General features: G+C 38.4%; 16 protein-coding genes. 5 read left to right on the top strand and 11 right to left on the bottom strand.

Annotated elements, in window-relative coordinates:
- Nucleotides 1–19 precede the first annotated feature (19 nt).
- On the top strand, nt 20–2,002 hold the full coding sequence (locus QQS39_RS18070; protein WP_285805106.1) for an acyltransferase family protein: 1,983 nt from the start codon (nt 20–22) through the stop codon (nt 2,000–2,002).
- A 78-nt stretch (nt 2,003–2,080) separates the two neighbouring features.
- Here the strand turns inward: QQS39_RS18070 and QQS39_RS18065 are convergent, their stop codons facing one another.
- The 3 genes from QQS39_RS18065 to QQS39_RS18055 are packed head-to-tail and all read right to left on the bottom strand — an operon-like array spanning nt 2,081 to nt 4,916.
- Nucleotides 2,081–2,794, bottom strand: a complete 714-nt coding sequence (locus tag QQS39_RS18065; protein WP_151436438.1) for an MgtC/SapB family protein — start codon at nt 2,792–2,794, stop codon at nt 2,081–2,083.
- A gap of 39 nt (nt 2,795–2,833) precedes the next feature.
- A complete protein-coding gene (locus QQS39_RS18060; protein WP_196569809.1) occupies nt 2,834–4,081 on the bottom strand; it encodes an MFS transporter in 1,248 nt (415 codons plus the stop codon).
- A gap of 13 nt (nt 4,082–4,094) precedes the next feature.
- A complete protein-coding gene (locus tag QQS39_RS18055; RefSeq protein ID WP_285805105.1) occupies nt 4,095–4,916 on the bottom strand; it encodes an MBL fold metallo-hydrolase in 822 nt (273 codons plus the stop codon).
- A 345-nt stretch (nt 4,917–5,261) separates the two neighbouring features.
- Here QQS39_RS18055 and QQS39_RS18050 point away from each other — a divergent pair, with 345 nt between their 5' ends.
- Nucleotides 5,262–7,469 (top strand): extracellular solute-binding protein, encoded by a 2,208-nt coding sequence (locus tag QQS39_RS18050; RefSeq protein WP_285805104.1) that lies wholly within the window; start codon nt 5,262–5,264, stop codon nt 7,467–7,469.
- A gap of 58 nt (nt 7,470–7,527) precedes the next feature.
- Here QQS39_RS18050 and ytfE read toward each other — a convergent pair whose 3' ends face one another.
- From ytfE to norV, 3 genes are read right to left on the bottom strand one after another with little or no spacing between them, the layout of a single operon-like run.
- The gene (gene ytfE / locus QQS39_RS18045) at nt 7,528–8,190 is read right to left on the bottom strand and encodes an iron-sulfur cluster repair protein YtfE (protein WP_151436434.1); all 663 of its coding nucleotides are present in this window, start codon (nt 8,188–8,190) and stop codon (nt 7,528–7,530) included.
- Nucleotides 8,191–8,215: 25 nt separating this feature from the next.
- Nucleotides 8,216–9,370 carry an NADH:flavorubredoxin reductase NorW gene (gene norW / locus QQS39_RS18040; protein WP_285805103.1) on the bottom strand — a complete coding sequence of 385 codons (1,155 nt, stop codon included), beginning with the start codon at nt 9,368–9,370 and terminating at the stop codon, nt 8,216–8,218.
- Nucleotides 9,367–10,815: an anaerobic nitric oxide reductase flavorubredoxin gene (norV, locus tag QQS39_RS18035; RefSeq protein ID WP_285805102.1), complete on the bottom strand. Its 1,449-nt coding sequence runs from the start codon at nt 10,813–10,815 to the stop codon at nt 9,367–9,369. The genes norW and norV overlap by 4 nt, the downstream gene beginning before the upstream one ends.
- A 189-nt stretch (nt 10,816–11,004) precedes the next feature.
- Here norV and norR point away from each other — a divergent pair, with 189 nt between their 5' ends.
- Nucleotides 11,005–12,522: a nitric oxide reductase transcriptional regulator NorR gene (norR, locus tag QQS39_RS18030; RefSeq protein WP_285805101.1), complete on the top strand. Its 1,518-nt coding sequence runs from the start codon at nt 11,005–11,007 to the stop codon at nt 12,520–12,522.
- Between the two features lie 98 nt (nt 12,523–12,620).
- Here the strand turns inward: norR and QQS39_RS18025 are convergent, their stop codons facing one another.
- The 4 genes from QQS39_RS18025 to QQS39_RS18010 form a co-directional block, all read right to left on the bottom strand.
- Nucleotides 12,621–13,190, bottom strand: coding sequence for a molecular chaperone TorD family protein (locus QQS39_RS18025; RefSeq protein ID WP_151436430.1), 570 nt, complete (start codon nt 13,188–13,190; stop codon nt 12,621–12,623).
- A gap of 79 nt (nt 13,191–13,269) precedes the next feature.
- Nucleotides 13,270–14,169 carry a dimethyl sulfoxide reductase anchor subunit family protein gene (locus QQS39_RS18020; RefSeq protein ID WP_285805100.1) on the bottom strand — a complete coding sequence of 300 codons (900 nt, stop codon included), beginning with the start codon at nt 14,167–14,169 and terminating at the stop codon, nt 13,270–13,272.
- On the bottom strand, nt 14,166–14,807 hold the full coding sequence (locus tag QQS39_RS18015) for a DMSO/selenate family reductase complex B subunit (RefSeq protein ID WP_075673997.1): 642 nt from the start codon (nt 14,805–14,807) through the stop codon (nt 14,166–14,168). Before QQS39_RS18015 ends, QQS39_RS18020 begins: the two co-directional genes overlap by 4 nt.
- A complete protein-coding gene (locus QQS39_RS18010) occupies nt 14,804–17,224 on the bottom strand; it encodes a DMSO/selenate family reductase complex A subunit (protein ID WP_151436428.1) in 2,421 nt (806 codons plus the stop codon). Before QQS39_RS18010 ends, QQS39_RS18015 begins: the two co-directional genes overlap by 4 nt.
- A 446-nt stretch (nt 17,225–17,670) precedes the next feature.
- On the opposite strand from QQS39_RS18010, the gene QQS39_RS18005 reads away from it, so the two are divergent.
- Nucleotides 17,671–18,456 carry an AraC family transcriptional regulator gene (locus QQS39_RS18005; protein WP_072068907.1) on the top strand — a complete coding sequence of 262 codons (786 nt, stop codon included), beginning with the start codon at nt 17,671–17,673 and terminating at the stop codon, nt 18,454–18,456.
- Between the two features lie 57 nt (nt 18,457–18,513).
- On the opposite strand, the gene QQS39_RS18000 is transcribed toward QQS39_RS18005, so the two are convergent.
- A complete protein-coding gene (locus QQS39_RS18000; RefSeq protein WP_285805099.1) occupies nt 18,514–20,013 on the bottom strand; it encodes an MFS transporter in 1,500 nt (499 codons plus the stop codon).
- A gap of 86 nt (nt 20,014–20,099) precedes the next feature.
- Here QQS39_RS18000 and QQS39_RS17995 point away from each other — a divergent pair, with 86 nt between their 5' ends.
- Nucleotides 20,100–20,654, top strand: a complete 555-nt coding sequence (locus tag QQS39_RS17995) for a TetR/AcrR family transcriptional regulator (RefSeq protein WP_285805098.1) — start codon at nt 20,100–20,102, stop codon at nt 20,652–20,654.
- The last annotated feature ends 10 nt before the right edge of the window (nt 20,655–20,664 follow it).

Raw genomic sequence — 20,664 nt, 5'->3', positions numbered from 1 at the left:
TGGATAATGTACTTGAATTATGAATGTAAAATATCGCGCTGATATTGATGGTTTAAGGGCTATTGCTGTCATTCTGGTTATTCTTTTTCATTTGGATAACCGCTTAATCCCTTCAGGATTTATTGGTGTTGATATCTTCTTTGTGATCTCAGGTTTTTTGATCTCGCTGATAATTAAAACTTCATTGTCACAAGATAATTTTTCATTTCGTGATTTTTATAATCGTCGATTATGGCGATTACAGCCACTTTATCTTGTTGTATTAATTGCAACACTCGTGATCTCAGGGCTTTTTTATCTCCCTAACGATTTCTTAGATATTACAAATAGCGAAAAATACGCTTCGGCTTTTCTCTCTAATAAATATTTTGCGAGAGCGACAACCAGCTATGCGGCACAAGATGCACTCTTTTTGCCGTTATTACATACGTGGTCTTTAGCAATAGAGTGGCAATGGTATCTTTTCTTACCGTTTGCACTTTATTTTCTGCATAAAATCAATATAAAAGGCAGCATTAATCATTTTTATTGGGTGGCGTTATTCACTGTTATTTCATTTTTTTTGGTGTTTTTTTACCAAAAAGACCAACCGAAAAATTATTACTATTTTAGTACGCGGATCTTTGAATTTATGTTGGGTGTATGTGTTGCTTACTTCCCCACAAAGATAAAACCTCACCGAAGAATAAATGATGTTATTAGCTTAATTGCGCTAGGTTTGATTGCTTGGGTTGCATTTCAAAACGATATTATTGCAGGTTATCCGAATATTAATACGTTGTATGTTTGCCTTGGTGCGGCACTCATTATTTATACTGGACAGCATGAAAGTATTATTAAAAAAATACTTTCATTAAGACCAATCGTGATTGTCGGATTATTATCTTACTCTCTCTATTTATGGCATTGGCCATTATTTGCAGTTGCACGTTATATTGGTGTGTTCAATACAGAACTACAAAAAGGATCACTGTTAGCAGTAACCTTATTGCTCTCAATAACCTCTTATTTGTTTATTGAAAAACCGCTTAGAAGAAAGCGTTTAGCCTTTAAATATTCCATCACACTTTTGTTAATTATTCCTATCTTATGCACTTTAGGGCTAAATGCACTCAATGAAAAATATCACGGTATTGGAGCAAGGCTTGGGCAAAACTACGTTAATTTAGAAGCTAAGTTGAATCAGTTTGATTATCCTAATCGAACTAAATGTATGAATTTTGAAGCCTCTGATCCAGATAAAATGTGCCATATTGGTGAAGTGGGAAGCCAGAGAAAAGCGTTTTTATTTGGTGATTCTCATGCAAATCATTATTGGGGCTTTATGGATATTTTAGGTAAAGACGCCAAAATAGATGTATATGCACAAGCCACGTCATCGTGCATTACGCTCCCTAATATTTATCTTTATGACTGGTCTAATCATAAAAATACCGTTTATCAACGTTGCTATGATCAGACGGCGAAATATTATCAACTTATTAAGAATAGCCACTTTGATTATGTAATATTTGGGCAAGTCTGGAATAACTATGCATCAAATCATGTCATTAATAAGCTAGGTGATGTTAGAACCGTCGAAGAGTCTCGTAAACGTGTTGAAAAAGCGATGCGTGAAGCGCTTGATATTATTATTGCCACAGGCGCTAAACCCGTTTTTATTAAAACAGTCAATTTTATGCCAAGTGGTTTTATGACCTGTTTTTATGAAAATGCAAAATTAAGAAAAGACTTTGCAGATAATAACTGTAACCCCAAAAACTATAAAGGTGAGGGAAATACATGGATGGATCAGTTATTCGTTAAATTAAAACAGGATTATCCAACTTTAATTATCATCGATCCTAAAGATGTGCAGTGTGATAAAAATATCTGCTTAACCGATATAGAAGGTGTGCCGGTTTATCGTGATGTAGGGCATATTACAGATTATGCTTCAACAATCTTCGGCATGATGTATCTAGAACGTTTTGGTAATCCGCTAGTCATCAAAAATCCTTAATATGACTATCAATCGGTCATCAAAATAATAAAAAGGGCGCTTTATCTTAGATAACCGCCCTTTTTATTTTTGAATATACTAATGATCTAAAGAAACAGAATGAACATGTTCAAGCTGTTTTAATGAGCAATAAAATTCAGGTAAGGTAATTTTTTGCCTAACTAACAGTTTCAAATTTACTTCAACGCGCTCTTTTTTAATATCACGAATAGTCAGATTTTCAATTACGTCTTTATGACTTTTTAAATACTCAATTAAAAGAGGAACACCGCTTTCATGAGTAAATAACATACGTACTTTTATCTTACCTAAACGTTGGTTTTTCATTTGGAATAGCACCACTTGTGGGCTGAGTTGAATAGCCATAAAAAAGAGAAAAGTCACAATCATGGCATGCCAGTAAAAACCAGAGCCACAGGCAATCCCCACACCCGCTGAAGCCCATACGATGGCTGCTGTTGTCAGACCTGAAATAGCATCATCACGTCGATGCAATATAACACCTGCGCCAAGAAAGCCGACACCACTGATAATTTGTGCTGCTAATCTCATGGGATCGCTACGAATATTGTCGGAGATATTGGCGTAATATTCTGCGGATTGAATAGAAACAATAGTTAATAAACAACTGGCAACGGCAATAATGACACAGGTTTTAAAACCGACAGGTTTTCCCTTTGATTCACGCTCTAAGCCAATAAGGCCGCCTAAAATAAAGGCGGCCAGTAATTTAGCGATACTTGAAAGTGATAAAGGGCCAATGCTGTCAACAAACTGTATTAATGCGTCCATGGTTTGCTCCTAACGTTGGCTTATTCCTTTATTTTAAAACTAGGGTGTTGCAATACTTTCTTGTGCTTTTTTATCTTCGTTATTTTTCTTTTTACTCACATCATCTTTAAAGAAGAAGATAAAGAATATTGTCACAACAGCGGCAACGATTGCTGGGTATATCCAGAATGTTGACCATTGCGGTAATGCAGCATCGCCTGTTTCTGTTACGGTTGAATTAAAGATTTGACCACAAATAGTGGAAGCAAATAATAAGCCGAAACCATTAGAGACAATAAAACGTAAACCTTGTGCTTGAGCGCGGATTTCAGGTTTTGCTTTGCGGTCAACATAGATATCACCAGCGGTAAAGAAGAAGTCCCAACATAATCCCTGCAACATTAATCCGATGACGATAAAATAAAACTCTGTATTTACCGCTGCATAAGAGAAGAATATTGAGCGAATGATCCAGCTAATAGCCCCTAAAAGTAAGGTGATCTTGAAGCCAAACTTCATTAAGAAGAATGACAATACAAACATAAACAGAACTTCACAGGCTATACCTATTTGCATAATAGATGCCGCGTTATTAAAACCTAATGCTTTAATAAAAACGGGAATATAAGCGGAGTAAGCTGTTTTTGGGATCATTAAAATAAAGATACTAAACATTAAGATAGCGAAATAACGATCTTTAAATAATGAAAGTGCATCTAAACATAAAATATCACGGGCAGAGAATGGCTTACCTTTCGCTTTAGGTGGTGTATTCGGTAAAGTAAAGCAGTAGAAACCAAGTAAAACACCCACAGCAGAAGCGATATACCAAGTCATCGTACTACCAGAGAAGCCCATTTCTCCTAATATAAATCCGATAGCCATAAAACCAAACGTACCGAATACACGAATAATAGGGAAATATTTCACGCCATTAATATGGGAGAAACTAATACTATTTGAGAGCGCAGTTGTTGGATAAAACAATAATCCAATAATGAAAATTAAGAATAAAGTCATGCCACTGTTTTGTGCTTCAATAAATTGAGGAACACAAATAATGACTGCGGCATTAATTAAATGGAGGATGCCCATGACTTTCTGCGAAGCAAAGAAACGGTCAGCGACCATACCAATAAATAAAGGGGAGATAATTGTCGCGACGCCTAATAAAGCGTAGGCATTACCAATAATGCTTGCCATACCATAGCTACTTAATACCAGCCCCATGGTCATATTCCACGCGCCTTGCATGAAATATTGCACAAACATCATAATCAGTAAGCGAGAGGTTATTTTCATATCCATCATCGTTCTCCTCTTAATTTGTTTCTAACGTTAATCCGTCGTAGGCAACGCGGATATTGTGAGGAGCACAAACAGCTTCTAATTCATGGTGAAGCAATTTACCGCTATGTGAAATATGCGAAACGGCAATTTGTGTATCTTGATGTAAACAACCTTGCTGTTGCAGTTTTTCTTTTGCTGCAAATACGGTTTCGAGGCTCATATGATTATCAGTACAATCTTTACCATTTAGCCCATAAGTACATTCAAACACAACGATATCAAGTGGTTTATTTTCTAACCATTTCCACGTTAATTCAGGGAACCAACCAGAATCGTGACCATAGAAAATAACCTTGCCATCTTTCTCAATATGATAAACATAGCAAAGTTCCCATTTCGCATGATTCGCGAGTAATGGCGTAATTTTATAACCGTTTCTTTCTACCGTAACAAAAGGAATTAAGCAGTGGAAAGCAAAACGCGCTTTGCTGTAACCGGGTAAAACTTCGATACAACCATTAATTGCGCGATCATTACCAAAAATATGAAGAGGATGGTTAATTTCAAAACCATAACCTTCCATTCGGCTAAACAGATCGCCAACATTGAAATGATCAGGATGCGTATGAGTGAATAGAAGGCTTTCAAAACGGGTAGCATCCATCCCATCGCGCATTAGTTGGTAGCTAAATGTAGGTGATACGTCGATTAACATAATGTCATCAACAATGGCAGAAGAGTGGGTTCTGATATCTTTCCCACCAAGCTCTCTTGCTTTCAGGCAGTGTTCACAACGGCAGAAGGGATTGGGTATGCCTTCTGAGGCAGCCGTCCCTAAAAAATGAAGTTTCATAAGAAATCCCCTTATCCTATTGTTTTATTATGATTTTATTAATTATCTGGTGTTGGCTATCTATAAGACATAGATAAATTTGAACGTTCCAATAATAAAGTGATGAGAATTGTTTGCCAATAAATGAAGATCAGATCAGTGATCTTATTCAAATTAAATTTATTATCTTATTGATTATTATTGAAATAAATTTTAATTGATATTGATAATCATTTATTTGAGACAAGAAACAAACGCTTATTTTATAAACAAATTAGAAATGGAACGTTCAAATTAATTAGCGGTAGTCGGGATAAATAATTCAGGTATGCTAGTAAAAGCAGAAATTGAGATGGAAAAAGGTCAATGGCAACGATTAAAGATATTGCAAAACTAGCAGGTGTCTCTCATGGAACGGTTTCTAACGTATTGAATAAACGTGGAAATGTAAGTGTTGAGAAAATTGAAGCTGTGTATCAAGCCGCCAAACAAATGGGCTATCAATTAAATACGCAGGCCCAACTGTTAAGAGCTAATAAAAGCCATAAAATTGCGATACTTTTACCCCAATTAGTTTCTGAAAAATATGCTGTTTTCTTTAATTCGTTAAGGCAGTCTATTGCTCACTTTCCTGAGATTACTTACGATCTGTTTTTAACAGACGATCTTGAAACCACAGAATTAGAGGTATTACAGAAAATTGCTGCGGGTGGCTATAAACAAGTGGTCACCGTTAGTTGCCTCAAAGATGCAAATATCTATTTTGACACGTTAAAATTATCACCTTCTCAAGTTGCATTTGTTTATCGCCAACCTCTTAATGCTCAACGTTCCTTCACACTCGACTTTGCTCAAGCAGCAGAAGCTATTTGCCAACAGGTTGCAAAAACGACAGGTCAATTAGTGGGTATTTTTATGGGGAGTCGCGATTATTTAAATAATCAAAACTTTGCCAATGAATTACAAAATCGACTTTTAGAGAATGCGCCCAATAAAAAACATGTGGTGCTTTGTGCATCCGATGAAGAGAGTTATAAAATTGCGTTTGATTTCTTTTCTCTAGAGCAAATCCCAGACATATTTATCGCTCAAGATATAGAAAAAGCACGTTATTTAACGCAAGCGAGCTATTTCGGTAGTCATAATGATTGTCCACCTATTTTTGCATTGAGCGACAATATTCCACCTGTATTAAAAGGGTTGTATTGCTTTCCAATGAATTACGCTCAACTTGGATTAGAAGTGATGGATGCATTAATGCAAGCTGAGGATGAGAGTGAAATAACGGAAATTAATGTGACTTGTGTGCGTAATCAAAGTGACCATCTTTATACTTTAACGCCAGCCGTTATCAGTGAGGATAAAGCAGATATCAGTCTTAATTTACTGATTTTACCTAGCCCTTCAACGAGTGCATTAAAAAAACTGCTGCCTCATTTTTATCGTCAAACAGGAATTAAAGTTAATTTAGCGATACATCCTTACGATGAAGTCTATCAAATTTTAAGTCAGTTACATTTACATCCCTATTATGATTTATTGCGTATTGATATGGCCTGTTTTCCTTGGTTTGCGGAAAGAATATTACAGCCATTAGATAAGATTGGTCATGGGCTAACGGACTTATTAAATAATTTTTCACTGCCTACTCAGCAGAAATTTAGCTTAGTGAATAATGTTGCTTATGCCATGCCTTTTGATGCTAGTGCGCAACTTCTGTTTTATCGAAAAGACTTGTTTGAAGATCCTATTTTAAAAAGAATGTATTACGAAAAAACAGGTAATGAATTAACCGTACCGACAACATTTGAAGAATACGATAATGTAACGCAGTTCTTTACTGAACAATATGAAGAAGGGCAATTAAGCCGCCCAATGGGCGCTTCAACAACATTGGGCAGTGCAGGGCTGATTGCAACAGAGTATCTATTACGTTATTACGCCAAAGGTGGGTGTTTAATCGGAAGTCATAATATTCCTAGATTAGAAATGCCTTTAGCAGGTGAAATATTAGAAGAATATTTAAAACAGTTGTCGATCACTGAGAATATTCATAATAAATGGTGGAGTGAGTCGGTTAGGCTATTTGAGCAAGGGCATCTTGCTATGCTGATCGCTTATATGAATTTATTTAATGATGTCGCTCATAGCAATATTTTACCTAAAACGGGTTTTGCACCGGTTCCCGGAAGTATTCCACAATTAGGCGGTGGTGTATTAGGCGTTTCGCGGTATAGCCAAAAATCACAATATGCAGAGCAATTTTATCGCTGGCTTTATTCCCCAATGGTAATGGATCACCTTATTTTATTAGGTGGGAACAGTAATCACCAAAATTTCAGCCATAACCAAGAAATTAGCCATCGTTACCCATGGATGACATTGGCTTATCAAGAAATTAATAAGGGAATACGCGAATCTTCGGTACCTAATGGTAAGTTATTTAATTTACGCCAAGCCGAAATTATTATCGGACAAGGGATCACTAATGTTGTTAATAATATTATGACGATAGATGAGACTATCGAATATATAAATCAGCGTTTGTTGATAGATACTCAAGGTGAGCGGTAGATTTTATTGGTCACTATAAAAATAGCAGGGGATGATGAAATCCCCTGTGTGTGAACTATTACTCGCCCGCTAATGCTCTTGGAAATAATAAGTTGTTTTCTAAGCTAATATGATTCATTAAGTCATCAATAAACTCATTAATACCATTATAAAGCACTCGCCATGTGGTACAGGCTTCAGGTGGTGGTGTAACGTTTTTGGTAATAAACTTAATTACTTCAACAATTTCTCCTGCATCATCATGTTCGTGTTCCATAACACTAATGGGAGCACTGGCTTGGCTTCCTAATCCATTTTTTATCATAGGAAAGAGAATGCGTTCTTCTTTCATCATATGGCTTGTCAGTTCATCTAATAATAGTGTTAATTGACGAGCTAGTCCTTTCGGAACAGTCGGTTTTGCTTCATGAACCCGCTCTACTTTTTCTGCTTGTAGAATAAGCTCTGGTAATTGCGCTCTGTGCTTGTCATGATAACGAACAATAATAAAATCAATAATTTCACTTAATGGTGCTTGTCGCCAATCTTTTTCTAAAGGTTGTTCTGAAAGGGCGATAAGTTTATTTTCAATTTCATCAATATTAAGTCCTGCTTTTTCTGCAGATTTACTTAATGTTCTTTTCCCTCCACAGCAAAAGTCGAGGTTATATTGACGAAATATGGCACTGGCACCTGAAATAGATAAAGCCAGTTGGCCGAGAGGTTTATCACGTAAATTCATATCAGTATCTCGTATGTTATTTAAATTAAGCGGACAGCGCTCGCAATAATGTAAAAGCTTCTTTTACCTGCTCTTCTGTTACCACAAAGGCACGTAATACGTCATTTTGATCAAAGCCTTTAGCGATAACACCCGATTGTGTTGTGTTAATATTCCACGTTAAGTCATTACGCGCGGTTTCACCGGCAAGATGTAGAGGCATTAACGGTGTTTTCACCCGAATAATCATTGGCGGTAAATTAAGAGGCGCATTATTTTCACCTACAAGTGATTTTGCTAAATGCATCGCACTTAATTGGATGGGCTGTAAAAAAGGTAATAAATTTCCCTTGATTTGTGCACAATCACCTAAGGCATAAATATCTTTGTCACTACTTTGTAGATATTCATTCACAATAATCCCACGGTCAGTATGTAAACCTGCCAAATGAGCAAGCGCTATATTCGGCGCAAGCCCTGTTGCGGCAATAACACAATCAACGGTTAATTGATGATGCTGATTAAATGTCGCTAAAATTCCGTTATCTGTTTGTGTTAATGACTGTAACGGTGATTTAAGCATTAATTGAACACCAATTTCAGTGAGGCTCGATTGTAAGCGACCACTGAGATCGGAGGGGATCAGAGAAGATAATAATTGCCCTGAAATATCGGCAAGGATCACCTCTTTGCCTGCCCGACTAAAATCCATGGCTAATTCAGTGCCAATTAATCCTGCACCTAAAATTAATATACGTTTAGCTTGATGAATTTGTACCTGATAAGTTCGATACTCTTGTTGGCTATTAAGCGTAAACATTAACTCATGACCTGAAATAGCAGGGCAATAAGTTTTAGCTCCTGTCGCTAATATCAATTTATCGTAATACCATTGCTCACCTTGGGCGCTCTGAATACGTTTTTCATCCGTATTAATATCAATAATTTGTGTATAAGGATAAATCGCTAATTGATACTGTTGTGCAAAGTCTTCCGCTGTTTGTTTTGTTAAATCATCTGCAGTTTGAGCCTGACTAATCACATGGCTTAAATCTGGCTTGTTATATTCATCAATGCTATCTGAAGCAATGAGAGTAATGGGAATATCGGTATTAAATTTGCGAATATTTTTGACTAATTGGCGTGCGGCAAAGCCTGCACCAATAATTACAATCCCATTATTGAGAAGGTCTGCACTCATTTTGCCTCCTTTGCCAGCGCATCAAAGACATCTTTTCCTAATGAGCACTCAGGGCATAAGAAGCTATCAGGAACTTCGCTCCATGGCGTATTAGGTTGAACGTTTTGCATGGGTTCGCCTATTGCCGGATCGTAAATCCATTGGCACACGCTGCATTGCATACATGGACCTAAATCTACCGCTTCAACATTTGTGGCAATTTCAGGTTGTGATGAGGTTGTGCAACAAGATTGAGTTGAAGGAAGTGGTGCTAAAGCCCATTGACGTGCAATTTCACGACCATATTCACGACAAATCTCTTGAGCTTGCATATCTGGACGCCATTTGGTTTTTAGCGCCAGTGCGGTTTCAAATCCGGCATCCATCAAGCGAGTTTGAATGCGATCAACAGCGCCACCATTCCAACCATAACTCCCGAAAGCTGCCGCTTTTTTATTACGAAAACGTAAGCCTGTCATCTCTTCAAGCATCGCTGCAATTTTTGGCATCATCACATTATTCATTGTCGATGAACCGACTAACACACCCTTAGAACGAAAAGCACTAGTGATAATGTCATTTTTATCACTTTTGGCGACATTGTAGCTTTTTACAAACACATTCGGATCAATTTCGTTGATACCTTGTGCAATCGCATCTGCCATCATTCGTGTATTGTTTGACATGGTGTCATAGAAAATAGTGATGCGATCTTCTTGATAGTCTGCTGCCCATTTTAAATATAATTCAACGATTTGCGTTGGATTATCACGCCATACCACACCGTGAGAAGTAGCAATCATATCAACAGGTAAGTTAAAGCCTAAAATTTCATTAATTTTGGGTGTTACAAGGCGACTAAATGGCGTCAAAATATTGGCGTAATAGCGTTGGCATTGCTCAAATAATTCTGTTTGGTCAACTTCATCGTTAAATAAACGTTCATCACAATAGTGCTGACCAAAGGCATCGTTACTAAATAAAATCGCATCACCCGTTAAATAAGTCATCATGCTGTCAGGCCAATGTAACATTGGCGTTTCAACAAAAATGAGTTGTTTGCCATTACCAATATCTAGGCTATCGCCTGTTTTAACGATATTAAAATTCCATTCAGGATGATGGTGATGACCATTGATTGAATCAATGGCATTTGCTGTGCAGTAAATGGGGGTATTAGGAATAAAAGACATTAGCTCAGTGAGTGCGCCAGCGTGATCTTCTTCTGCATGATTAATAATAATGTAGTCAATCTCTTCCAGAGCAATTTGTATGCGCAAATTTTGCACAAATTCACGGCTAAATTTATGATCAACCGTATCAATAAGCACATTTTTTTCTTCACGTATTAGGTAACTGTTGTAGCTACTGCCTAATAATGTTTTGTATTCAGTGCCATGAAAATCACGAACTTCCCAGTCACGTTGTCCAACCCAATTAACATTGTTTTTAACATGAATAGCCATTTTGTATTGTTCCTTCTCATTAATCTTTTCATAGGGATATGTATTGATATAATCAAGAAGCGTGCCAGTTTTTATCTTGTTGTTTTCAAATGGTTTTTATTTTTTGGTGATTTTAATGTTGTCAATATGACTATCTTTATCATGTCAAAATGACCATAATAACAGTCATAATGACTATGAGGTGTTTTTATGGGTTTTTCTGTTGATGTGCTGGCTAAAATTGCCATTGAATTACAAAAAGATGTAGGTCATCAAGATAGGTTTCAACGGCTGGTGACGACACTACGGCAAGTGCTAAATTGCGATGCAGCAGCGTTGCTTCGTTATGAGCCTCATCAGTTTATTCCATTAGCTATAGATGGCCTTGTCCCTGATGTTTTAGGTCGGCGATTTTTACTTGAAGGGCATCCTCGTCTTGAAACTATCGCGCGAGCAGGCGATGTGGTTCGCTTCCCAGCAGACAGTGATTTACCCGATCCTTATGATGGGCTTATTCCAGATAGAGAACATTTAAAAGTTCATGCTTGTGTCGGATTACCATTATTTGCGGGACAAGATTTAATTGGTACGTTAACGCTTGATGGAATGGACCCTCATCAGTTTGATACCTTTAGTGATGAAGAATTACGTTTAATTGCCGCATTAACCTCTGGGGCATTAAATAATGCGTTATTGATTGAGCAACTCGAAAATCAAAATATGTTATTTACGCCAACCAATACGTTTAAGCCCACAGTCAAAACAGAAATTATTGGTTTATCGTCTTCGATGATGCAACTGAAAAAAGAGATAGAAATTGTTGCTCCCGCTGATATGAATATTTTAGTGAGTGGTGAAACAGGAACCGGTAAAGAGCTGGTGGTAAAAGCCATTCATGAAATGTCTAATCGTGCAGATAATCCGTTAGTCTATTTAAATTGTGCAGCACTTCCTGAAAGCGTGGCGGAAAGTGAATTATTTGGGCATGTAAAAGGGGCTTTTACCGGTGCAATTAGCCATCGTAGTGGTAAATTTGAAATGGCAGATAACGGAACGTTATTTCTTGATGAAATAGGGGAGTTATCATTATCACTCCAAGCTAAACTACTGCGTGTCTTACAATATGGCGATATTCAACGGATTGGTGATGATCGTAATTTACGCGTTAATGTACGTGTATTAGCCGCAACAAATCGTGACTTATGGGAAGAAGTCTTGGCGGGAAATTTCCGTGCTGATCTTTTCCATCGATTAAGCATTTTTCCTTTGCATGTTCCGCCATTACGAGAAAGAGACGAAGATATTTTGCTCTTAGTGGGTTATTTTTGTGAGCAATATCGTCAACGTTTTAATCTTACTCAAGTGATTATTAGCCCTGAGTTACGCCTTTATTTATTGCACTATTCTTGGCCGGGTAATGTGCGTGAATTAGAACATACCATTCACCGAGCAATTGTTTTAGCAAGAGCCGGAAATAAAACCGATAGTCTTATTTTACAAGTCAGCCATTTTGCTTTGGGGGCTGAAAATCCAGTTCACTCAGGCGCTCAAACGTTACCTTCAGAAGAAAAAAATCTAAAAGAAGCAACGGATGAATTTCAGCGAGATTTAATTAAACAAGCATTGTTACGTAATAACCAAAATTGGGCTGCAACCGCGCGAGAATTATCACTTGATCCGGCGAATTTACGTCGTTTAACAAAACGCTTGGGATTAAAATCATCATAATTTTAAAAGGGATGTTCTTAATGAAAAAAGGTAATTTGGGTGCGTGGTCCAAATTACCTTAAATAATTATGTTAGGATGATAAGTTGTTAATAGATTTCTATTTTCTGAATGCGTTCACCGTGATGGTTACCAGTTCTGTTAATGTGCTATAAAATTGGCTATACCCACTCATTTTTAATTTATTTAAATAGTGAGGTAGCCATGTGGTTAAATGAAGGGAAAATAATTCATTAACCGCGTCTTCTCTTTTTTCTGATGCCAATACTGCCGCTTGAAATAACATCAAACCGATATGATCAACAGGCTCTGGAAAAGGCGTGTTTACTTTTAAACGTTCCCGTTTTAAAAATTCACTCAATGCAAGGGTAGAATCCCCTTGTAATAAACCCTCAGGATCTAAATAAACCGAACCCCAAGGAGGGGCAGGCAATGCATTAGGGCCAACAAAAAGATTTTGCCATTGGTTTTTTAATTGCGCTGTATCGATAGAAGCGGAATCAATTAAACGTTCACACAAACGACTTTCAATTTTACAAGGCCACTGTGTTGCAAAATCCCCAGTTTTAAAAAAGTTGAGTGCAGTTTTATTGGTGTCATCATCAGGTGGGAATAAATAACAAATTCCCAATAAATTAAATGCAGCCGCATAATAAGAGAGTCTGCTCATAATTTTTGATACTTCCTTAAACAAACCCCAGTTAATGAGGTTTGTTTTTTTATTATTGAAACAACATGCTCAATGACGATTAGTGAATTGAGTAGAAAACATAGCGCAACATAAAGTCAGAGATAATGGCGATCACACAGCCAAGTGCAAAAATAGACTCAGTTGATTTATCTTGATTTTTAGGGGCTAGGAATTTCACTAAACTATAACCACAAGCCAATACGGCAAAGGTTGCTAAGATCCAACAGGTCGTGCGTAATGAACCAATAGAGTAATAGACTTGAATAGGTGATAACGGGAATGTCACCGATTTTTGGCTATATAGCGTACTCGTTAAATATTGCTCATAAAAAGGTTGATACAGTAATCGGCCAATTAAGCTAAATGCCATTATTCCCCATAATTGCCATTTCCAGCGCATTGGGAAAGAGGCTGGTGGTATTTCAATACCTAACTTATTTCCTATGCGTTGTAATACTTTGATCAGCAAAAAGAAAATAGCAGCACCCAGTGTTAACATTGCCCCGAAGAACATCACATAAGTGTTTGGGTCCATCCATGTCAAAATGGAGGTATGGCGATAAATCGATGCCATGCAATAAATATCAAATAGCCCAATCAGAATACTGGTGCTTAATAACAGCATTGAGAGTTTGCGAGTGCGCCAGAGCCATAAAAAAGTTACGCCTAGGCCGCCAACAAAAATAGCGGTGACGGCAACTTCACGACTTAGCCAAGCAGAAAAAACATTTCTAATCGCATTAGGGGCATTTAATGGCACACCTAAGTGAGTGATTGAGGCAATAGAGCCTAAACCCGCCAATCCGCAAATAACAAATAAGGCCAATAGCATAAAGCGATAGTAGCTTTCTGCATTGAGATAATGAGAAAGGCGACGAGCAAAAAGCCCTGTTGTTAGCGCAAGACCAATGGTCGCATTCATCATAAATGTGAAGATTAATAATGACCATTCATTCATTTTCTTTCTCCCTTATTATTAATTCCGTCATTATTGGCACCCTGATGTGGGTTAATAACAAGGTTAGGATGCGTTATTTCAGGGGAAGGTAAACCCGTGACATAATCTAAATCGCCATAGCGTTCACGTAGTTCATCAATAGGGCCAAATTGAATTGCACCTAGCGGACAAGTAGCGACACAAACTGGTTGTTCACCTTTTTGCTGTAAATCGATACAAAAGTCGCATTTTGACATCTGTTTGGTTTCTGGGTTCATCTGTGGCGCGCCATAAGGGCAAGACCAAGCACAAGCACCACAACCGACGCATTTGTCTGTATCTACCATCACAATGCCGTCACCTTCACGCTTATGCATTGCTGTAGTTGGGCAGTTTTTAACGCAAATCGGATCGTCACAATGGTTACAAGAAATAGATAACGTGTAAGCAAAGACATTATTGACCAGTGCGCCTTTAGGATTTCGGGTATAACCACCGCCCGTAATTTCATAGACACGACGAAATTTGCGTCCGACATCAAGGTTGTTTTTATCTTTACAGGCAACCTGACACGCCTTACAACCTGAACAGCGAGCGCTGTCGATATAAAATCCTAACTGTTTGTTGCTCACAGCGGGATAAACGATAAATTTACTCATGCTTTTGCTACCTCGACCAATAATGTTTGGTGAGCATTGCCGTGTGCCATTGCGGTGCTACGGGATGATGTTAATACGTTGGCACATCCACCTTGATCTATGCCTTTTGCATCAGGTTGCCACCAAGCACCTGCTTGCAAGGCGACGACACCAGGCATAATTCGTTGTGTTAATTTGACGGGAACCATCGTTATTCCGCGATCGTTATACACTTTGACTTTCTCGCCCTCTTTGATGTTTCTATCTTGGGCATCTAACGGGTTTAACCAGAGTTCTTGGCGTTGTACTTCTTGCAACCAAGGGTTGGCAAATTGCGTTGAGTTTGCGCGGTTACGCCCTTTCCATGTGATAAGTTGTAACGGGAATTTATCTGTTAACGTATCTTCAGGACCCTCAATAGCGGGTACATAATGAGAGAGTGCAGGAATATCGACATTATTCATGTCATATAAACGCTTAGAGAAAATCTCAATTTTGCCTGATGGCGTTGGGAATGGATTATTCTCGATATCTTGGATATTTTTCTCAAACGCCACATTTTGAGTATGAGGACGATGTTTTAATAGATGACGACGTTTAACCAATAGCTCTTTAAAGGTTGGGATACCGTCTTCAGGACGTTTAGCACTTGCATCATTGACTAAATATTCAATCCAATCGCGATCGGTCTCTTTACCTTCGCTAAATTGTTCGCCCACGCCTAATTTATCAGCAACTTCACGTAACCAATCGTAGTCAGTACGACGTTCAAATTCAGGCTCAATCACTTTTTCAGAAAGAATAATGTAGTCGCCATAACTCCATGTACCACCGATGTTCCAACGTTCTAAGAAGCTGGTTTCTGGCAGTAAAATATCGGCATATTTCGCACTTGGTGTCAGGTAGAGATCACTACAAACAATAAATTCTACTTTCGATTCATCCTCAAGTACTTTGGCGGCATGAAGAATATCGGTATTTTGGTTCGTCATGTAGTTACCCGCCATAGAGAAAATCATCTTGATTTCAGTATCAAGTTTCTCAGCATTCAGTAACCCATTTTTTGGTGTGACTAAGTTTTTATCTTCACACGCTTGCACCCAGTTGGTGATATTAATTTTCGCTTTTACTGGGTTGGTTAATAAGCTTGGCCCTGCGATGGTTTTACGCAGTTCAGAGTTTAATGCCATGCCATAACCCGCCGCCCAACCACCACGCACACCCACATTACCGGTGATAGTGGCAAGTAATGTTGCACCGCGCGCCGTCCGTTCACCACAAATATGGCGCTGAGGACCCCAGCCTTGCATTAATGCAGCCGGTTTTGTTGATGCGTATTCACGGGCTAATTGTTTAATCGTATCTGCGGGTACTTTAGTGATGGTTTCAGCCCATTCAGGGGTTTTCTTAATGCCATCTTTTTTACCCATTAAATAGGCAACTAAAGACTCATTTTCACCCACACCTTCAGGCATTTGGTGTTCATCAAAGCCAACAGTGTATTTATCGATAAAGGCTTGATCATGCAGGTTTTCACTGACGATGACATACATCATCGCATCCATCATGGCGTTATCTGTTGTTGGTAGTAACGGGATCCACTGATCAGCTAAAGAAGAGGCGGTATCAGAATAACGAGGGTCAACGACAATAAATTTAGTGCCGTTTTTCTTCATTTTTTGGAAGAAATGGTTTGAATGACCAAAAATAGTTTCGTTAGGATTATGACCCCATAAAATAACCAGAGGGGTATTTTCTAACGTATCTAATGTACTGCCACTGGCTGCGGTACCGTAAGTATAAGGCGTGACCGCAAGGGTATTACCGTTACTAACCGAGTGATAGTTTTCCAGAAAACCGCCAGTGATATTAAACAGGCGACGTAACATATTCGCACCGGAGAAAATACCGCCAGTGACGCCTGTACTTAAACTCACAAAGCGAGAAGCGGGACCATATTGCTGGTTAATGCGTTGCATATTTTGCGCAATAAGGGTGGTTGCTTCTTCCCAAGTGATGCGTTCAAATTTTCCTTCGCCACGTTTTCCAACGCGTTTCATTGGGTATTTTAAACGGTCTGGATGATAGACAAATTTTCGATAACCACGGCCTCGAACGCAGGCGCGCATAATAGGCATCTCTTCATCTAAATCTGCATCTGGGCGTGTGCTAATACGGGTAACTTTGCCATCTTTTACATGGGCACGAATATCACATTTACCGCCACAGTCGAAGCTGCTGCAAGTTGAAACAACGCGTTCACCATCTTCAGTTGTTATTGGTTTTACTGGAATCGCGTTATCTGTTGTCGCAGCAAAAGAGTTTGATGCGAGAAAAGGAAGCGTGACTAATGCTGAGCTAGCTTGAATAAAGTGACGGCGGCTAACATCGCTGAGAATGCTCTTTGTATCACTATCGTGATCGGACTGATTGCTCATAATGAACTCTACCTTAAACATAATAGGCGGATCCCGATATACCCGATACTTGATATAAAGAATGTGCGTGATTTTTCTAGGCTATGAATAAAGGGAATGTCTGGTATCCGCTGCATTATTATTGAATGCATAGATAATTGCAGAATGCTCGAAATAACCTCTGCGAAAGGGATAGTAGTTGATTAATCTTTTGCCAACATTCTAAAACCAGACAATGACATTTGAATTTCAGCCTATTTATTGACAGTGTTAAAAACACGTTTTTTGGATGTTAATAGGGTATGTTAAATAGATATCAAGAAGGTTGAAATTTCACATAGGGCATTTTCGTTATTTATTTAAATATATAACGATTTTAATTATATAGCCCATTATTTGCTAGTGTGTAGGGCGCGCGATAACTGCTATATTAAAAGGACGAAAATAAAAAGAGAGTGACCTAAATTGTGAGAAATGTACCTTTAAAAAGCGTTGATTCACTTGACCGAGATGTTATTGCGCTGGGTACAGACTATTTACCCAATACGTTGTTAGAAACGCATCAACATCGTCGAGCGCAATTTTTATACCCTGCAACGGGGTTAATTGAAGTCAGCACAGATGATGGTGAGTGGGTTATTCCACCGTCTTGTGGTGTATGGATCCCGCCAGAAACAGGGCATGAAACTCGTATGTTAGATGTGAGTACTCGAAGCTTGTATATCGAGCCTTCCGCAGCACCTCGTCATAGCAAACAATGTGAAGTTGTCAGTGTTTCACCTCTTTTTCGTCAATTATTGCTTGAAGCTGTAGATGTACCCGCAGAGTACGATAAAAAAGGGCGAGATGGTCTTTTAATGCAGTTAATCTTATGCGAATTAGCGAAAGCAAAACCGTTACCGTTTTTTGCACCTATTCCACAAGACAGTAAATTAGCTAAATTATGTCGCGATTTTATTCGTAACCCTAAAATAGACTCTTTACCGCAACAGTGGGCAGATAGATTACATAAAAGTGAGCGCTCTTTTAGTCGTTTTTTCCGCCAACAAACAGGAATGTCATTTTCACAATGGCGACAACAAGTCTGCTTATTGAATTCATTAACACAAATCTTATCTGGCCGCGGAATTACTGAAATTGCCTTTGATTTGGGCTATAACAGTGCCGGTTCATTCTCAACTATGTTTAAAAAGCAGATGGGACAATCACCTTCGCATTTTAGTATGGATGCACTGGATATCGATAGATTTTAGTTGATATTAAAAACGCGCCATTTAGACGCGTTTATTTTGTAGAAATCACTTCACAATTTAAGCCACTTTTGTCCTTACAATATTACGTAAACAATAAGGGAGAACCACTAAGCTAAGTGCAGTAATAATTGCAGTCGCAGTTAGCACGACAAAAAAGGCATTTTCAAAGGCGATGTTTGCCTGAGAGATAACCAGAGAAGCCACATCATTTGGTAATTTTTCTGCCACAATAAGTGCCTCATCTAAACTGTCATATACCGCATCATTAATTGTTAATGAGTCAGGTAGCATCAGTTTTAAGGTGTATACCGTACTCATTAAACTGCCCATAAAAGTCACACCAATCACACTGCCTAGCTCATAAGCCACATCTTCAATTGATGCCGCCATTCCTGCTTGTCTATCTGCAACACTCAACATAATTGATGTCGATGCGGTAGTAAAAATAATACCTAAACCAAAGCCGATTAAGAATAAGCTACCGATTAACACCATTGGCGATGTTGTTTGATAAATGGCAATTAACCACAGATTTCCCACTAAAGTAAGCATAAATCCGGCAATAATTAAGCGAACTTCACCTAAACGACCCAAGAAATAACCTGCCAATGGAGAAGCAAGTACAGAGCCAATTGGGATAGGTAAGATCACTAATGCTGCATTTAAAGGCGTAAAACCCGCAACAAGCTGTAAACGTTGGCTAAGCAATAATTCAATGCCTACAATGATCACCATAGAAAGCACCGCCATTAAAATACCGATACTAAAAAAGCGATTTTTAAATAGCTTAAAGTCAATCATTGGGTGAGTCTGTTTACGTTGGCGTAAAGTAAATAGGGTGAGGAAAACGACGGCAATAATGGTAGCAATCGTAGCTTCATTCCACTGTGTATAAGGTTTTCCTATTTCTTTTAAGGCATAAATGGCACTGATCAAACCCACTAAAATAAGTACTGAGCTTAAATAATCGATTTTATGGCGACCATGCCCTGCAAATGTAGGAATCAGCCAAATAGAAAACGGTAATACTAAAAGCACAATGGGAACGTTAATTAAAAAGACAGAACCCCACCAAAAGTTATTTAATAAAATACCGCCAATTAAAGGTCCTAAAGCAGCACCGCCAGATGCAACCGCAGACCAAATACCAATTGCAATAGCCCGCTCTTGTGGATCGCAAAAAACTTGGCGCACTATTGATAATGTTGCTGGCATACTCATTGCTGCTCCTACCGCTAAAAAACCACGAGAAGCAATTAAGGTTGTTGCGGTGGGAGAAAAAGCCGCACACAAAGAAGCGAGAGCAAATAGCGGTAAGCCACAAATAAAGAGTGTTTTATGACAGATCCTGTCTGTGAGCATACCCGCTGCGGGCAATAATCCAGCAACAATCAATGGATAAGCATTCATTATCCATAATTTTTCTGATGCACTTGCGTTTAAATCATAAGTTAAACGTGGCAATGCGGTATAAAGCACTGTTACATCAACAACAATCAGAAACAGCATGCTAGATACCAAAAGTAATACTATCCAACGTTTATAATCTTTTATCATAGAAATCTCAGTTATTTTTATGTGTATTATTTTTACTAGCGGCTACAATATAAATCCATACGACCGTATTGAAAAGGGGTTTTTTTATGGGACGTCAAAGAACCATTGATAGAGAAAAACTGTTAGAAGCTATCTTCGACATTGTGATGGAGCAAGGAGCGGCAGCATTAACGATTGATACTGTTGCAAAAAGAATGGGGATCTCAAAAGGAGGCGTTCAATACTGTTTTAGCAGTAAAGAGGCGATGATAGATGCCATGTTTGAACACTGGGAAGGCAGTTATGAAACGCAATTTAAAAAAATCGTTGAAAAGGATCATTCTCCTGATAATCGTGTTGCTGCCCATATTCATGCCACTCACAATCACGATAAAGTCTCTTTTGCCAAAGGGGCGAGTTTGATGGCGGCATTGCTACAAACGCCTGAATATCTGCAAAGTACAAAAGAGTGGTATCAGCAACGGTTAGCAGGTGTTGATACGACAACAGAAGCCGGAAAACGCGCTCGATTGGCATTTTTAGCGACAGAAGGCACCTTTTTACTGCGTTATTTTGGATTAATGGATATTGATGATAATGAATGGCAATCTATCTTTGAGGATATTGATTCAGAGTTACTTCAGCAAGGGAAAAGGCAATAAAAAAGCATGT

Origin of the sequence: Proteus appendicitidis, from assembly GCF_030271835.1 — a bacterium.
In the GTDB taxonomy this organism is placed as follows: Bacteria; Pseudomonadota; Gammaproteobacteria; order Enterobacterales; family Enterobacteriaceae; genus Proteus; species Proteus appendicitidis.
Note: the sequence above shows the minus strand (reverse complement) of the source record. Positions and strands in the feature narration are given on the sequence as shown.

Excerpts from the sequence above, each read along its gene's own strand:
- QQS39_RS18070 (WP_285805106.1), top strand. The coding sequence starts at position 20 with ATGAATGTAAAATATCGCGCTGATATTGATGGTTTAAGGGCTATTGCT.
- QQS39_RS18065 (WP_151436438.1), bottom strand. The coding sequence starts at position 2,794 with ATGGACGCATTAATACAGTTTGTTGACAGCATTGGCCCTTTATCACTT.
- QQS39_RS18060 (WP_196569809.1), bottom strand. The coding sequence starts at position 4,081 with ATGGATATGAAAATAACCTCTCGCTTACTGATTATGATGTTTGTGCAA.
- QQS39_RS18055 (WP_285805105.1), bottom strand. The coding sequence starts at position 4,916 with ATGAAACTTCATTTTTTAGGGACGGCTGCCTCAGAAGGCATACCCAAT.
- QQS39_RS18050 (WP_285805104.1), top strand. The coding sequence starts at position 5,262 with ATGGCAACGATTAAAGATATTGCAAAACTAGCAGGTGTCTCTCATGGA.
- ytfE (WP_151436434.1), bottom strand. The coding sequence starts at position 8,190 with ATGAATTTACGTGATAAACCTCTCGGCCAACTGGCTTTATCTATTTCA.
- norW (WP_285805103.1), bottom strand. The coding sequence starts at position 9,370 with ATGAGTGCAGACCTTCTCAATAATGGGATTGTAATTATTGGTGCAGGC.
- norV (WP_285805102.1), bottom strand. The coding sequence starts at position 10,815 with ATGGCTATTCATGTTAAAAACAATGTTAATTGGGTTGGACAACGTGAC.
- norR (WP_285805101.1), top strand. The coding sequence starts at position 11,005 with ATGGGTTTTTCTGTTGATGTGCTGGCTAAAATTGCCATTGAATTACAA.
- QQS39_RS18025 (WP_151436430.1), bottom strand. The coding sequence starts at position 13,190 with ATGAGCAGACTCTCTTATTATGCGGCTGCATTTAATTTATTGGGAATT.
- QQS39_RS18020 (WP_285805100.1), bottom strand. The coding sequence starts at position 14,169 with ATGAATGAATGGTCATTATTAATCTTCACATTTATGATGAATGCGACC.
- QQS39_RS18015 (WP_075673997.1), bottom strand. The coding sequence starts at position 14,807 with ATGAGTAAATTTATCGTTTATCCCGCTGTGAGCAACAAACAGTTAGGA.
- QQS39_RS18010 (WP_151436428.1), bottom strand. The coding sequence starts at position 17,224 with ATGAGCAATCAGTCCGATCACGATAGTGATACAAAGAGCATTCTCAGC.
- QQS39_RS18000 (WP_285805099.1), bottom strand. The coding sequence starts at position 20,013 with ATGATAAAAGATTATAAACGTTGGATAGTATTACTTTTGGTATCTAGC.
- QQS39_RS17995 (WP_285805098.1), top strand. The coding sequence starts at position 20,100 with ATGGGACGTCAAAGAACCATTGATAGAGAAAAACTGTTAGAAGCTATC.